This is a genomic window from Frankia sp. Hr75.2 (assembly GCF_949319125.1).
In the GTDB taxonomy this organism is placed as follows: domain Bacteria; phylum Actinomycetota; class Actinomycetes; order Frankiales; family Frankiaceae; genus Parafrankia; species Parafrankia soli.
The window spans coordinates 1-15,072 of sequence record NZ_CASGGV010000031.1 but is presented as its reverse complement, the minus strand read 5'-3'; the positions used below and the strand labels follow the sequence as shown (position 1 = coordinate 15,072).

Annotated in this window: 11 protein-coding genes and 1 pseudogene; 10 read left to right on the top strand and 2 right to left on the bottom strand. The window is 71.3% G+C overall.

Features of this window, described 5'->3' with window-relative positions:
* Positions 1–383: TCP-1/cpn60 chaperonin family protein (locus AC559T_RS03435; protein ID WP_498867713.1), on the bottom strand; the 383-nt coding region annotated here is incomplete at its 3' end.
* 434 nt (positions 384–817) lie between these two features.
* Here AC559T_RS03435 and AC559T_RS03430 point away from each other — a divergent pair.
* Positions 818–1,189, top strand: coding sequence for a hypothetical protein (locus tag AC559T_RS03430; RefSeq protein WP_498867711.1), 372 nt, complete (start codon positions 818–820; stop codon positions 1,187–1,189).
* Between the two features lie 288 nt (positions 1,190–1,477).
* Here the strand turns inward: AC559T_RS03430 and AC559T_RS03425 are convergent, their stop codons facing one another.
* On the bottom strand, positions 1,478–1,756 hold the full coding sequence (locus AC559T_RS03425; protein WP_200835467.1) for a hypothetical protein: 279 nt from the start codon (positions 1,754–1,756) through the stop codon (positions 1,478–1,480).
* A gap of 755 nt (positions 1,757–2,511) precedes the next feature.
* On the opposite strand from AC559T_RS03425, the gene AC559T_RS03420 reads away from it, so the two are divergent.
* The 9 genes and pseudogenes from AC559T_RS03420 to AC559T_RS03380 all read left to right on the top strand — a co-directional run bounded on the left by AC559T_RS03420 (position 2,512) and on the right by AC559T_RS03380 (position 14,909).
* Positions 2,512–2,664, top strand: a complete 153-nt coding sequence (locus tag AC559T_RS03420) for a hypothetical protein (RefSeq protein ID WP_498867710.1) — start codon at positions 2,512–2,514, stop codon at positions 2,662–2,664.
* A 238-nt stretch (positions 2,665–2,902) separates the two neighbouring features.
* Positions 2,903–4,537, top strand: a complete 1,635-nt coding sequence (locus tag AC559T_RS03415; protein WP_112108788.1) for a GMC oxidoreductase — start codon at positions 2,903–2,905, stop codon at positions 4,535–4,537.
* Between the two features lie 126 nt (positions 4,538–4,663).
* The gene (locus tag AC559T_RS03410; RefSeq protein ID WP_112108787.1) at positions 4,664–5,380 is read left to right on the top strand and encodes a response regulator; all 717 of its coding nucleotides are present in this window, start codon (positions 4,664–4,666) and stop codon (positions 5,378–5,380) included.
* An 83-nt stretch (positions 5,381–5,463) separates the two neighbouring features.
* The gene (locus AC559T_RS03405) at positions 5,464–6,798 is read left to right on the top strand and encodes a beta-ketoacyl-[acyl-carrier-protein] synthase family protein (protein ID WP_498867709.1); all 1,335 of its coding nucleotides are present in this window, start codon (positions 5,464–5,466) and stop codon (positions 6,796–6,798) included.
* A 144-nt stretch (positions 6,799–6,942) separates the two neighbouring features.
* Positions 6,943–10,671 (top strand): annotated as a pseudogene (locus AC559T_RS03400) (acyltransferase domain-containing protein); the annotation flags it as partial.
* 3 nt (positions 10,672–10,674) lie between these two features.
* Positions 10,675–13,623 carry an SDR family NAD(P)-dependent oxidoreductase gene (locus tag AC559T_RS03395; RefSeq protein ID WP_498867712.1) on the top strand — a complete coding sequence of 983 codons (2,949 nt, stop codon included), beginning with the start codon at positions 10,675–10,677 and terminating at the stop codon, positions 13,621–13,623.
* A 71-nt stretch (positions 13,624–13,694) separates the two neighbouring features.
* Positions 13,695–13,922 carry a DUF8758 domain-containing protein gene (locus tag AC559T_RS03390; protein ID WP_498867708.1) on the top strand — a complete coding sequence of 76 codons (228 nt, stop codon included), beginning with the start codon at positions 13,695–13,697 and terminating at the stop codon, positions 13,920–13,922.
* A 273-nt stretch (positions 13,923–14,195) separates the two neighbouring features.
* Entirely contained in the window at positions 14,196–14,501 is a 306-nt protein-coding gene (locus AC559T_RS03385; RefSeq protein ID WP_498867707.1) for a hypothetical protein, read from the top strand.
* 15 nt (positions 14,502–14,516) lie between these two features.
* Positions 14,517–14,909: a hypothetical protein gene (locus tag AC559T_RS03380; RefSeq protein WP_498867706.1), complete on the top strand. Its 393-nt coding sequence runs from the start codon at positions 14,517–14,519 to the stop codon at positions 14,907–14,909.
* The last annotated feature ends 163 nt before the right edge of the window (positions 14,910–15,072 follow it).

Genomic DNA, 15,072 nt, shown 5'->3' with positions numbered 1-15,072 from the left:
GCGCAGACGGCTGCGGCGGCGGTTTCGATGCCCTTCTTCAGGGCGATCGGGTTCGCGCCGGCGGCGACATTACGCAGGCCCTCGCGGATGAGAGCCTGGGCGAGAATGGTCGCGGTGGTGGTGCCGTCACCCGCGACGTCGTTGGTCTTCTTCGCGACTTCCTTGACGAGTTCCGCGCCGATCTTCTCGTACGGGTCCTCGAGCTCGATCTCCCGGGCGATGCTCACGCCGTCGTTGGTGATGGTGGGGACGCCGAACCTGCTCTCGAGGACGACGTTGCGACCCTTGGGGCCGAGCGTGACCTTGACCGCGTCGGCCAGCTGGTTCATGCCGCGCTCCAGGCCGCGCCGTGCCTCTTCGTCGAAGGCAATGATCTTCGGCATATGGGGTGTTTCCTCCTGGGCTTGGGCCATGCGGAGGAGTGCCGGCCGCCGGCGGGTGCCTGACAACGAAGACGATGGGCTCGCGTGGCCCAGGCACCCGTCGCTCCGGAGGTTGGCACTCGACCTAGCTGAGTGCCAGCCACTGTATAGCTCTCGGCACCCCCGGAACCGAGGCCATCACCACCCCGCGTGATCGAGCCGAAGGGAAGAGCGCGGTGTACTGGCGACCACTCCGGGCGCCGATCCCGCCCGGCGCGAGAATTCGCAGGGGGAAGGCCTGGGTCCGCCTGCGTTCGGCCCGCGCCGGTGCCCGCGCCGGCAGCCGGTAGGCCGGCACCGAGGTGCTCCGCCTCGTGGGCAACCCTGTTGGCCGGGCCCGCCGTCCAGCCCTTCGGTGCCAGTGCCGCTTGAACCCGTCACCTGGAAGGCCTGATATGCGACGCAGCGAGTTCACCGTCACCGCCGACCATCACCAGTTCCTCGTGTACGGCGGGAACTCGCCGGTGATCACCGCTGCCTCCGCCGGCGACGGTCTCGTTGCCGTCAGCGATGGGGGACTGAGGATAGTCACGGGGACGAACTACGGTCCGCTCGCCGTGCGGGTCGAGCTGCACAACAACGAGCCGCCGCCGCCCACGGCCGAGTGGACCGAGGTATCCGAGGTGAGTTTCCGCGTCCGGGTCGGCCCGGTGGAGGTCGGCACCCTCATGGGCGGGCCGCTTCCGGTGAGGACGGTCTCGGTATTGCGGGAAAGGCTGCCTTCGGCATCGGTGGCGTCGTCACCTCCTGGGATTACCGGAGGTTGACAGAACCCTCGCAGGACGACCCATTTCCTCGCTTCGAGGAGTGTCTTCCGGAGCCGTCCGTGGTGGACATCGGCTGGGTCTCCGTGGAGGGGGGGACACGCGTCAAGTTGCGGCACGAGAACCTTCCGGAACTTCTTGGTCCCGCTGTGACTGATCTGTGGCGCTACTATCTCGCCAGGCTCGTGCGCCATTGCGAAACGGGTACCTGGGGCGACCACCCGTGGGACGACGCGCGCCGTACCGGCGGGCGTCCCCAGGCATCTCGACGCCCTGCTGGATAACCTCCTGCTACTGCCGTTGCGAAACCGGGGACAGGGTGTCGCTGTCGAGAGTGACGCCGAGATCGGACTCCAGGTGCGGGACGGAGTTCGAGCGGGGCCGGGTCAACCGCACCGACGAGATGCGCCATCTGCGGTCCGGCGGCGAACCGGGGAGGTAGTCGTGGCCGAGGCTGTCCGCCGCCTCCGCGATCCGGCGCACGTCATCGGACCCGCCGTCCCGTTCCCAGCCGGGATGCGTTCCCGGCACAAGTGACAGGACGGGCGTGAGGAGACCGAACTCCGTCATGAGAGCCGACCTGGCGTGACTGGACCTTAGTGAATGAGCGAGCACTTATCTCGGTGGTGGTGCGCTCGCCGGCCTCGCCGTTGACGGTGCCCACGCTGTGCCGCGTGGTGCCGGCTGCTCCGGGTGCGGCGGGCCCGACGTGGCTGCGGCCGCGCCTGACGCGAAGTCGGTGATCTTCGACGGCATGGGCCACCAGCTGCCCCGCGAATGTGGCGGGTGCTCGGCGGCCACATCCCTGACCTCGGTCATCGCGAAGAAGGGCGACCATCGGCTGGTCGGCCATCCGTGTCACCCGCGGGTATGACCTGTGCCGGCATCCCGCTCGTCGCGCGTGCCGAACGTGAGCCGGGTATGGATCTTCAAGCGGTCCGGAATCGGCCGACCAACTGCGGAAATGCATGCTCGTAGGTCGACCAGTTGACAGAAAAGTGATCGCTCACAATACTGGGCGCCATCCCGGAGTCGAGTGCTGGAGGTGGCATGGACGACCGGGTCGGTAATTCGGAGAGCGACAGCCGCGCCGGCGTCGTCTGTGTCCGAAGGGAGAGGTGGGACGGGGCGCGGGCGATATGCACGATCCTGTGCTGGCCGGCATGGATCGCATCGCGGGGGCGGTGCGACCGGTATCCGGCGGTGGTTCGAGGTGGAGTGTTGCCACGGATGAGCGGGTGTTGATTTTTCGCGGAGGTCGTCCGGGGTAGTTACGCTGCCTGTGCTCATGCGTGACCGCCTGAGTCGCATGGTGTTGTGTCCGCGTGGTGATTTTTCCTGCGGCGGGTTTCGTGGCGCGGGCGAATATCGAAGATCGCGAGCGCGTCGCGCCGGCGCTGGGAACTTCGAATCGCCTGTCCGGGCAGTGGTTGCTGTCCATTTTCCGCATTGCACCGCGCCGCGCACCGGTGTCGTGAGCTGACGCATCCTTTTTCGCGCCGCTGGATGGGGAGGTTCAGGCGGCCCTGTGCCTGCGCGAAAAACGTCCAACTGATTTCTGTGTGCCATAGGTCCTCAGGGGCGCCGAGTGGCCTCTGTTCGGCGCGCCGGCAGGCCCGGAACCGGCCGAACCACTGCGTTCCCTTGGATCCATACATCGCACCGCCGATACGGGGCGGCGGCCTTTCGTAGTGCGACGGAAGAGATGGAGACACCATGTCTGACAACGCTTCCACACCCCTGGAATCCGGCCCGGGGCTGACCCGCCGGAGGATCCTCGGCACAGTGGCGCTTGGCGCGGCTGCGACTGGTGGGCTGGCGGCCGGCCCTGGCAGCGGACGGGCACGGGCCGCCACAGCCCCGCCGGACGCGGCCGTCACCGAGCAGCGGGAGCGGGCCGTCGTCATCGGCAGCGGATTCGGCGGCGGCGTGACCGCGCTGCGGCTGGCACAGGCCGGCGTGCCCACTCTTGTTCTGGAACGTGGCCTGCGGTGGCCGACGGGGCCGAACGCGACGACCTTCTGCCGCTGGGCGAACATCGACAACCGGTCCGCCTGGCTGACCGACCACAGCACGACCCCGGGCGTGGACAAGACCTGGACGCCCTACACCGGGGTGATCGAGAGCCTGCCGGGCGACGGCATAACGGTCAACTGCGGTGCCGGCGTCGGTGGCGGCTCGCTGGTGTACCACGGGATGACACTGCAGCCGACCAGCCAGAACTTCGCGGCCTCCATCCCGGAGGCCGCGAGTCTCTACCGCGACCTGAACCAGTGGGCCTACCCCACCGTCGCCACCATGCTGGGCGTCTCCACGGTGCCGAACGACGTGCTGAACGCGGATCAGTACCGGTCGTCCCGGCTCTTTCTGGACGTGGCCGCCAACAGCGGTCTGGAGCCGTTCCGGGTTCCGCTGCCGGTCGACTGGAGCTACGTCCGGGGTGAGCTCACCGGTCAGTACGAGCCGACCTACACCACCAGCGACATCGTCTTCGGCGTCAACAACGGCGGCAAGCACTCGATCGACGTCACCTACCTCGCCTCGGCCGAGGCCACGGGCCGGGTACGGGTAAGCCCACTGCACGTGGTGCGGGACGTCCAGATGGACCCGGACGGCCGCTGGGTGCTCTCCGTCGACCGCATCGACACCGGCGGCACCGTGCAGGAGAGGAAGCGGATCACCGCGGACGCGGTGTTCCTCAACGCCGGTTCCGCCGGTACCACGCGGCTCCTGGTCAAGGCGCGAGCCAAGGGGCTGGTGCCCGACCTCCCCGACGCCATCGGCACGAAGTGGGGAAACAACGGTGATCGGATCTACGCCTGGGTCGGCATGAACGGTGATCCCGGCACCCGGCAGGGCGGCCCGGCGTGCGTGGGCGGCCGGGACACACAGGGGCCGATTCCGGCCACCATCATCCATGCGGGTGCGCCCGCCGACACCGGCGGCGTGAAGCTGATGACGGTCGTCGGTTTCGGGATCGTCGACGCCGCCGGCACGTGGGCCTACGACCCGAACACGGACGACGCCAGGCTCACCTGGCCGGCGACCGGTGACGCCGCGCTCCAGACCCAGATCGCCGCCCGGATGCAGGCGATCGCCGCCGCGGGTGGCGGGCTGATGATCGACACGAACGCCCAGGCGAACTCGACATGGCACGCCCTGGGCGGGGTGCCGATGGGATCGGCGGTCGACCTGTACGGCCGGATCATCGGGCACAAGGGCCTCTACGTACTCGACGGGTCGCGGATCCCGGGCTCCACCGGTGCCTGTAACCCATCCATGACGATCGCGGCCCTGGCCGAGCACAGCATGTCCACGATCATCCGTGAGGACGTCGGACGTGTCTTCTGACGGCACCACCGCTTCCTGAGCCTCCGCGCGGCCGCATCCGGCGGGAGCCGTCCAGGTTCCCGCCGTGAGGGCGGCGCTCCCCGCCCGATGCCCGATGTCCGACGCCTGCACCTGGAGCGTGAGCGTATGCCCGACGGCCGGATTCGCACGCTGATCGTCGAAGCCGACCCGATGACCGCTGAGGCCCACAGCGTCTATGTGGAGAAGCTCGCCGGCTTCACCGTCAGCGGGGTGACCCACACCGGCGCCCAGTGCCTGCGGCAGCTCACCCGTGACGACCACGATCTCGTGCTGCTTGATCTCACCCTGCCGGACATGACGGGCTTCGACGTGTGTCGCACGCTGCGGTGCCGGGGGGCCGTGCCGGACATCATCGCCGTCACGGCGTCCCGGGACGTCGCGACCGTGCGCACGGCGGTGGCCTACGGGGCCGTCCAGTATCTGGTGAAGCCCTTCGGTTTCGCCGCGTTCCGGAGCCGGCTCGAGTGCTACGCGGCGTTCCGCAGCGAGCTCATGCTGGGGCGCACCGGCCCGATCGGCCAGCGTGAGGTGGACGCGGCCCTCGCGGCGCTGCGGCCCGGAACCACCCTGTGGCCTGAGCAGCCCAAGGGCACGTCGATCGCGACTCTCGACGCGGTTGTCGCCTACCTCCGGCAGGCGGCCGGGCCGATGTCGGCGGACGAGATCGCCAGCGCTGTGGGCCTGTCCAGGGTGACGGCGCGTCGATACCTGGAGCGTCTTACCGATCAGCGGCTTACGAGCCGGACGCAACGGTACGGGCGGCCCGGCCGGCCGGAGCACCTGTACCAATGGCGAGACGTCCGCGTCGCTTCGACCAGATAAAGAACACTATGACCGAAATCGTGACTTCTCCCTGACGGTGCGCGATCTTGTGTGTCAAGATGCCGACCATGTTGGAGACCTGAGTGGACGAAGTGAGCGCACAGCCGGCTGACCGTGGCGAGCGGGACGTCCTTGTCACCGGAATGGGCTTCTGCCTCCCCGGCGAAGACGGTCCGGCCCTCACCGCCGAGGAGGTCTGGGACATCGCGTCGAACGGGCGTTCCTGCCTGGTCAAGGACGGTATTTACCACGGTCGGGTCGACCTGACACCGGAGATGTTCGAGGAGCGGCTGCCGGAGATTCCCAATCTGTACTCGACGCAGCTCACCAAGTCGCACCGCTTCGGGCTGATCTCCTTCGTGGAGGCGTGTTCGGACGCGAAGATCGATTTTCGTGCGGGCGCCCTGCAGCACGCCGCGATCCTCACTGGGCGAGGGGGGCTCGACGACAACATCGACCCATACCGGGCCCTGCAGGAGGCGACACCCGAGACGCTTTCCGCGGACGCCGCGACCGCGTTGTTCATCCGGGCCCAGCTCGGCATCACCTCGTACGACGTCACGCTCCTGCAGGCGTCGATCGCCCGGTCGACGGGCCCGAGCTTCACGGTTTCCTGTGGCTGTTCCTCCTCCACCATCCAGCTCGGCAACGCCCTGCGGATGATCGCCGCCGGGGAGGTCGACATCGCGGTCGTCACCGGTGTCGACGCGTTCAGCATGGACCTGATGCGCAACGCGCAGCGGCTTCTGCTCGCCGCGACGCGCGGCGGCCCGCAGCCCGGCGCGGACACCCTGCCCGAGACGCTGCCGTCGATGGACCGGCCGATGCGCCCCTACGACGTCCGCGCCGACTGCGTGAACTTCGGCGAGGGCTCGGTCACCGTGGTCCTGGAGAGCCGCCGGCACGCCGAGTGGCGCGGAGCACACGTCTACGGGCGCCTGATCGCGCAGGCCACCACACGTGACGGCCTGGCCAGCCCGCTGTCGCTGGACGACTCGGGCGCCTCACTGGTCGCCGCGGTGCGCAAGTGTCTCGGGGACCGCTGGAGCATCGACCAGATCCCGTACATCAACGGTGGCAGCGACGGTGACATGAACGTCACGAACACCGAGGCGAACGCCGTCCGGGAACTGTACGGGCCGGCGGTCCCGTCGGTTCTTCTCAGCTCGCAGGAGGCGTGTTTCGGGCACAGCGGGGCCCAGTCCGGAAACCTCGGCCTGGCGTTGACTCTCCTCATGATGGAGAAAAGCCTGGCGTGCCCCACCGCGAACTGTGAGCAGCCGATCGAGGGCCTGCCTTTCGACCCGATTCCGGGAACGCGGCCGCGGCCGTTGCGGTTCGATCACGCGCTGAGCTTCACCTACCAGATCGGCGGCCTGAAGAGCGTGATCCTCATGAGTTCCGCCGATGCTTCCTGACGATGGTTCCTGAACATCTGAACATCTGAAGACCTGAACACCTGCTGAGATCGGCCTGGGATCTCGACTGGCCGTTCCGCGCGCGACCGGGGCCGCGCTGCCGATTCGGCCGTACATCTGCAGAGAGGCACGGACCGACCGAGAATGAGCGCATTTGCCGACGCGTGGTCGAATACCACGGCCGCCGACAAGGAATCCTGCGTCAAACGGGATGACATAGCGATCGTGGGGATGGGGTGCCGCCTTCCGGGCGGCGTGGATTCGCCGGCCGCACTCTGGCGGCTCCTGGTGGAGGAACGGGACGCGGTCGGCGATCCACCTGCGGGCAGGTGGGAGGCCGACGCGTTCGTCGACCCTGTCCTGACCGCGGCGGGCCGCTCCGTTCCCCGCCAGGGCGGTTACCTCGAGGACGTGTCCGGTTTCGACGCCGACTTCTTCGGCGTCTCACATCGGGAGGCCGCCGTCCTCGACCCGCAGCACCGGCTGCTGCTCGAGGTCGCCTGGGAGGCTCTGGACAACGCCGGTCTCCCGGCCGACCGGCTCGAGGCCACGCCGACGGGCGTGTTCACCGGGCTCAGCTACACCGACTACATGGATCGGCTGGCCGGGCACCCGGACGAGCTCGAGGGCTCGGTCCTCACCAACGGGATCTGCGTGGCGGGCGGCCGGATCTCCTACCTGCTCGGCCTGCGCGGGCCCAGCATGTCGGTGGACACCGCCTGCTCGTCGTCGCTGGTCGCCGTGCATCTCGCCTGCCAGAGCCTGCGGTCCGGGGAGTGCACGGTGGCGCTCGCGGGCGGGGTGACTCTCATGCTGTGGCCCCGGGTGACCAAGTCGTTCGTCCGGATGGGCATGCTCTCGCCGACGAGCCGCTGCCACACCTTCGACGCCGCCGCGGACGGGTTCGTCCGCGGCGAAGGTTGCGGAGTCGTCGTCCTGAAGCGGCTTGCCGACGCCAACCGCGACGGTGACCGAGTCCTGGCCGTGATCCGCGGGTCGGCGGTGAACCAGGACGGCCACACCGACGGGCTGACCGTTCCCTCCGCGCAGGCCCAGTACGAGGTGGCGGCCGCCGCGCTGCGGCGCGCCGAGGTCGACCCGGCCGAGGTCGGGCTGGTGGAGGCGCACGGCACCGGCACGAAGGTCGGCGACCCCGTCGAGTTCGCCGCACTGAGTCGCGCCTACGGCACCGATGGCGCGCGGTGCGCGCTCGGTTCGGTGAAGACGAACCTGGGGCACCTGGAGCCCGCGGCGGGTGTCGCCGGCCTGATCAAGGCGGTGCTGTGCCTGCGGCACGGCCAGATACCGGCGAACCTGCACTTCATCCGGTGGAACCCGGCGATCGACGCTGACGGGTCGCGGTTCTTCGTGCCCACCGGGCTGACCGACTGGCCTGGCGCCGCACCGTCGCGGCTGGCCGCCGTTTCCTCGTTCGGGTTCTCCGGGACGAACGCGCACCTGGTGCTCGAACAGGCCACGGCCGGGGTGAGTCGTCCCCCGATTCCAGCCGCGCGTACTCCGGCACGGGCCGAACACGAGTCCGGCCGGGTCGACGGCCGGTCGTCGGCCGTCCGGGCCCGCGGGGCCCGCGGGCCGGAGGTGGTCCTGGTGCCCGCCGGGTCGCCCGCGGTGCTGCCCGCCGCCGCGGCGCGGCTCGCGGACTGGCTGGAGCGCGAGCCCGGAGATGACGCGGCCACCGGAGGTGATCCCGCGGCCGGTGCCGGCGCGCCTGCCCGGGGCGCGGGTCTGCGGGACGTCGCCTACACCTCGGCGCGCAGGCGGTCCCCCGGGAACGGCCGGCTGGCTGTCGTGGCAGCCTCGCGGAAGGACCTGATCCGGGACCTGCGCGCCTACGCGGACGGCCGGTTGGTCCCCAACGTCGTCTCCGGGGCCGCCGCCCGGGGCGTGCGGCGCGGCACGGTGTGGGTGTTCTCCGGCCAGGGCTCGCAGTGGGCGGGCATGGGGGCCGACCTGCTGGACGCGGAGCCGGTGTTCTCGGCCGCGTTGGTCGAGGTCGACCCTCTCATCGCCGCCGAGGCCGGTTTCTCGGTGCTGGAGGTGCTGCGCCGCCGGGAGGCGGTCACCGGGTGCGACCGGGTGCAGCCCCTGCTCTTCGCGGTACAGATCGGGCTGGCCGCGCTGTGGCGCGCCCATGGTGTCGAGCCCGCGGCGGTCATCGGTCATTCGATGGGGGAGACGGCCGCGGCTGTCGTCGCCGGCGCGCTGACCCTGGCCGACGGTGTCCGGGTGATCTGCCGCCGTTCCCGTCTGCTCACCCGGGTGGCCGGCCTCGGCGCGATGGCCACCGTCGGCCTGGACCGGTACGCGACCGAGGCCGGGCTCGCCGCGGCCGGCGCGAGCGGCGAGGTCGCTGTCGCGGTCCTGGCGGCTCCCGGCTCCACCGTCGTCTCCGGCGCCGCGGACAGGATCAGGGATCTGGTCACCGACTGGACCGCGCGTGGCCTGGCGGCCCATCAGATCGCGGTGGACGTCGCCTCGCACTCACCCCAGGTCGACCCGCTGCTCGCCGACCTCACCGCGGAACTGGCCGAACTGCGCCCCCGGCCGGCCGAGGTCCGCTTCTACTCGACCGCGGCGGAGGACCCGCGGGGGAAGCACGAGCTCGATGCCGCCTACTGGTGTGCGAACCTGCGCCGTACCGTGCGCTTCAGCGACGCCGTGACCGCGGCCGCGGCCGACGGGCACCGGGTCTTCGTGGAGATCTCCCCGCATCCGGTCGTCACCCGGTCGGTCACCGACATCCTCGCCGCGGCCGGGCGGGAGCCGGTGGTACTGCCGACGCTGCGTCGCGACGAGGACGGCGTGGCCGCTTTCCGTACCAGTCTCGCGACCGCGCACTGCGCGGGAGTTCCGGTGGACTGGTCCGTGCTCTACCCGACCGGCGACCTCGTGGACCTGCCGACGATCTCCTTCGACCGTCGGCGCCACTGGGCGGACCGCGAGGCTCCGTCGGCGGCTCCGTCGGCCGCCGGTGGCCGTGGCGGTCCGGCGGCGCTCGACGGCCGGGAGGCCGTGGACCGGTCGCTGCCCGGGGAGCACCTGGTGGTGCCCGGGCAGCATCTGCGCCACGTCTGGCGGGCCGACGCCGGGACCGCGGTCATCCCCTGGCTGGCTGACCACCGGGTGCACGACCGCGTGGTACTGCCCGGTGCCGCCTACTGCTCGCTGGCGGTCACCGCCGCCGCCGAGGTGTTCGAGGTGGGGCCGGCCCGGGTGCGGGTCACCGGCATCGCCTTCGAGGATGTGCTCTACCTGGGCGAGCACACCGAGATCACGATGACGGTCGCCGTCACCGGCCCCGGTGAGGCGGAGTGCGAGATCCACGCGCGGGCCGGTGACGGCGCCTGGACCCGTCACATGGTCGCCACCGTCACGTGCGCCGACGACGACCCGCCGCCGGACACCGCCGCCGGCGGCCTGGCGGAACTCGCCGGTGCCCATCCCCGGCGGGTCGGCCCCGCGCGCCTGTACGAGGCGATGCGGGAGCGGGGCATCCACCACGGCCCGGCGTTCACGGCGCTGTCCGATCTGCACCTGTCCGAGGACGGTAGGAGCGCCTAGGCGGGCATCGGGATCCCGACCGAGGCGTACGCCACCGAGGACGCGTTGGCCGTGCACCCCGTGCTGCTGGACGCCGCCGCCCAGACGTTGCTGACCTGCATGCCCGGCCTGGTCGCCGGGTCGGCGTCCGGTGGTCTGGTGCTGCCTGCCGGGACGGACAGCATCCGGATCCACGGCGATCCGGCGACCGTGCGCTACTGCCATGCCCGCCTGGACGCCACCGGGACGGGCACTCTCACCGGCGAGGTCCGCCTGCTGGACGAGGCCGGCGCGCTCGTCGTCGCCATCGACGGCATGAGACTCGTCCACCAGGACGGCCAGCGTCTCCTCGACGGTTCCGGGTACGCCCGGGCGTCCGGCGGCCCCGGGGGCTGGATCTACGGGATCGACTGGGAGCCGTCACCCCGCCCGGAACCGGCCCAGCCGCGGGCCGCCGGCCGATGGCTGCTGCTCGGCGACGAGAGCGGTTCGGCGGGCGCGCTCGGCACGGCCCTGTCCGCCGCCGGTGCGGACGTCGACGTCCAGCCGCTGCCCGGTCCCGACGACGCCCGGCGGGCCTGGGCGGCGTCCCTCACCGGGGACGACGGGGGAGCCGTCGGCCGGCGGGTGGTCGTCGTCCTCGACGGCGCGACCGCGCAGCCAGCGCCCGGTGCCCAGGTCGACCCGTCGGCCCTGGTCGGCTCGCCGTTCCCGGCAGATCCGGCGCGGGCGCAGCAGCAGACCATGACGGTGCTGGGCGTCGCCGCGGCGTTGGCCGAGCTGCCCGGCGTGCCGCCCGGCCTGACCGTGGTGACCCGAGGTGCACACGCCCTGGCCGGGAACGCGGCCCCTGATCTTGATCACGGCGGGATCCGCGGACTGCTCCGGGTGCTCACGCTGGAACACCCCGAGCTGCGCGCCGCCCACATCGACGCCGATCCCGGCCCGGATATGGCGGCCGTCGCCGCCGAGTTGCTCGGCGATGTCCACGGCGCCCGCTCCGGCCCCGCCGATGACGAGGTCGCGCTGCGGGCCGGTGTCCGCTTCGTCGCCCGGTTGACCCCCGCGCCGGTGACCGCCGCCGAGCGTGGTGCCGCCGGGCGGCGTACGGTCCGGTACGGCCACGACCGGTTCGCCCTGCAGCCGCCCGGCAACGGGAATCTCGACGACCTGCGGCTCGTCGCCGCCGACCGACGCCCACCCGGGCACGGCGAGGTCGAGGTCCGGGTCCAGGCCGCCGGCCTGAACTTCCGGGACGTCCTCATCTGCCTGGGGGCATTGCCGCAGACACCGATCGGCTTCGAGTGCGCCGGCGTGGTCACGGCGGTCGGGCCGGGCATCACCGACCGCCGGCCCGGCGACGCGGTACTCGCGGTGAACTTCACTGACGGCGGCGCGTTCGGCTCGTTCCTGACCATCGACGCCGACCTGACCATGCCTGTACCCGCCGGACTCGACCCGGCCACCGCCGCGGGCATCCCCACCGGCTTTCTCACCGCCTGGTACGCGCTGCGGGACGTCGCCCAGCTGCGGGCTGACGAGCGGGTGCTGATCCACTCCGGCACGGGCGGGACCGGTCTCGCCGCGATCGCCGTCGCGCGGCTGCTGGGAGCCGAGGTCCTCGCCACCGCCGGCACCCCGGAGAAACGCGCCTACCTGCGCGGCATGGGCATCACCCACGTCATGGACTCGCGGTCGGTCGACTTCGGCGCGCAGACCCTGGCCGCGACCGGCGGGCAGGGCGTCGACGTCGTGCTCAACTCGCTGTCGGGGCCGGCGATCCGCGCCGGAATGGAGTGCCTGCGGCCCTTCGGACGTTTCGTCGAGCTCGGGCTGCGCGACATCCTCGCGGACTCGGCGCTCGGGCTGGCGCCGTTCCGTAACAGCATCACCTTCGCCGGGGTGAACCTGATCGAGCTCTACCGGCACCAGCCGGAGCGGGTCGCCCGGCTGCTGCGGGAGCTGACGGCGGCGCTCGCCGCCGGCGAGCTCGCGCCGCTGCCTGTCACGACCTACCCGATCGAGGCCGCCACGGACGCGTTTCGGCTGATGGCCGGTGCCGCGCACATCGGCAAGGTCGTGCTCGAGGTCCCCGGCGACGCGGTGACCGAGGCCGTGCTGCCCGACGGGCCGCCGTCGCCGGTCGGCGTGGACGGCTCGTACATCGTCACCGGTGGCCTGCGTGGCGTCGGCCTGGAGACCGCCGCCTGGCTGGCGGAGAAGGGCGCGGCCAGAGTGGTGCTCAACGGGCGGTCCGAGCCCGCCGAGGCGGTCCGGGAGCGCATCGCGAAACTGGTCGCGGGCGGTACGGACGTCCAGGTGGTGCTCGGCGACGTCGCCGAGCCCGGGGTGGCGGAGCGCCTCGTCGCCGCCGCCACCGCCGGGGGCGGCCGGCTGCGTGGCGCCGTTCACGCGGCGATGGTTCTGGATGATGCCGCCCTCACCACGATCACCGCCGACCAGGTGCGGCGAGTGTGGCATCCGAAGACGTTCGGCGCGTGGCGGCTGCACGAGGCGACGGCCGGGGCGGACCTCGACTGGTTCGTGCTCTACTCGTCGATGGCCTCCCTGCTCGGCAACCCCGGGCAGGGTGCGTACGCCGCCGCGAACTCCTGGCTCGACGGCTTCGCCGACTGGCGGTGTGCTCAGGGGCTGGCGACCACCGTCGTCAACTGGGGTCCGTGGGCCGAGGTGGGCGCCGCCACCGACTTCGCCGAGCGTGGGTACGCGATGATCCCGGTGCGGGTCGGGCTCGCCGCACTGGAGACGCTGCTCGTCCACGGGCGGCGGCGCGCGGGTGTGCTCCCCGGCGAGCCGGGCTCCTGGATTCCGGCCGCGGGCCGCTCCTCGTCGCTGTTCGCCCGGTTCGTCGACGACGAGCACGCCCCGTCGGCCGCCGCTGGGGGCGCCGTGGCCGTGCCGGGCGTCGGGGGTGCCGCCGCCGCGGTCGCGGACGGGCCGGGCGCTGTCCTGGCCGGGCTACGCGCGGTGGCTCCCGGCCTCCCGCGGCGCACGGCCTTCGAGACGTACCTGACCGAGCACCTCAGGGCCGTCCTCCGGCTGGGCCAGTCCGCGCTCGACCCGGACATCCCGCTACGGTCCCTCGGCTTCGACTCGCTGCTGGCTCTCGAACTGCGGTCCCGCCTGGAACCGGGGCTCGGGATCTCCCTGCCGGGGAACTTCATCTGGAAGTACGACACCGTCGCGACTCTCGCCGCCGGTCTCGCCGACCACACGAAGCTCCCGCTCGACGGCGGCGAATAAGAGGATGTTCGCCATGAGATGATCAGTACGTGGGGGGTTACGCAGGGTATGGCCATAGCCGTCGGGTTGCGATGACGGTTCTGGTGACGGTGAAGGCCTACCCGACGGTGTCTCAGCAGCATGGTGAGGCGGTGTGTGTTGCGGGGATCCGGGTTGTACGCCAACCGCCGCGAACCGTCACCGGAAGCAGCCAGGTCCAGCGCCCAAGACGCCTCCCTTCCCGCGCGCCAGAACTAGGAGAAACCGGGACAGCTCTCACGTCACGTTGGAGTGGCAATTCGTTACTCAAACGATGTTGAAAAAGTAGGCGGGCATGCGTGTGACCGGCCCCGGTAGATGGCAGGGTTCCAGCCCTTGTGTGGCAGAGCGTGTGGGCTGGTCGGGTCCCGATGATGAGGACTTCACGGGCGGACCGAACAGCCCCAGGCCACCCGGACCCTGCCATCCGGTGCGGCCGGAACCCTGCCAATTACCGGGGCCGGTCACATGACAGCCAGGGTGCGCACACTGGTAGAAAGTCGACGCACACCGGCACCCTCGCGGCGCCGCCCCGACCACGGCTGGGAGCTGATGTGACACACGAGGACGCTCTCGAGCGGACCAGGCCCGGCGAGCCCTCCCGTACGACGTGGCCCCGGGCGCGGCTCGCGGTCACAGGCACGCTGCTGGCGGCGCTCGGCCTGCTGCTGACGGCCTGCGGCAACGATCGCAACGAGATCGTCACCTTCACTGACCCCCACGGCCGGGTCTGCACGATCATCATCAACACCGACGGCAACGAGGACTCCGACGTCGACTCGTCCGCGCCGGACTGCGACTACCCGCCGCAGGACCGCACTCCCGGCCCCGCTACCTACGCACCGCTCCCGAGCCGCTGACGTTGGCGGCCGGCGATGCTTCACGAACCGACGACGCGCTGGCGGCGGGTGCCGAGGTATCTCGGGCCGGCCAGCTGTGCCCGCGCCTGGGCACTCGTGACCGTGCGCACGCGGGTCCTGCTCGGCGCCTGGGCGGCGCTCGGCGTGGTGGCGGTGGCCTGCTCGGGCGTTCCCACCGACGCCAACCAGGTCTACTCGTACACCGACGAGCACGGCCGTGCGTGCACCGCGATTGTGACGTCCGAGTACGACGAGGACGAAGGCACCGACGTGCGGGCGTCCGAGGCGGACTGCGAGTACCCGCCGCCGGGCCGCGAGCCGGGCCCGACCGGCTTCTGGTCACTGCCCGCGCGCACGGGGGGAGCGGGGCCGGCACCGGTGGCGGGCCCGACCACCCGCACGCCCTAACCACCCGACCAGCGTCCAGTCCTGGACCGGCTCGTCTTCGTCGGTCTGGCGGGCGGCCACGGGTCTTCTCCGGCGGCGACACGCCCGGCACGACGAGCACGCCTCCGGTAGATGCGAGGCCGGGCGGCACGATGGTCCCGTTTCGGTAGAACGCCTTCGCCCA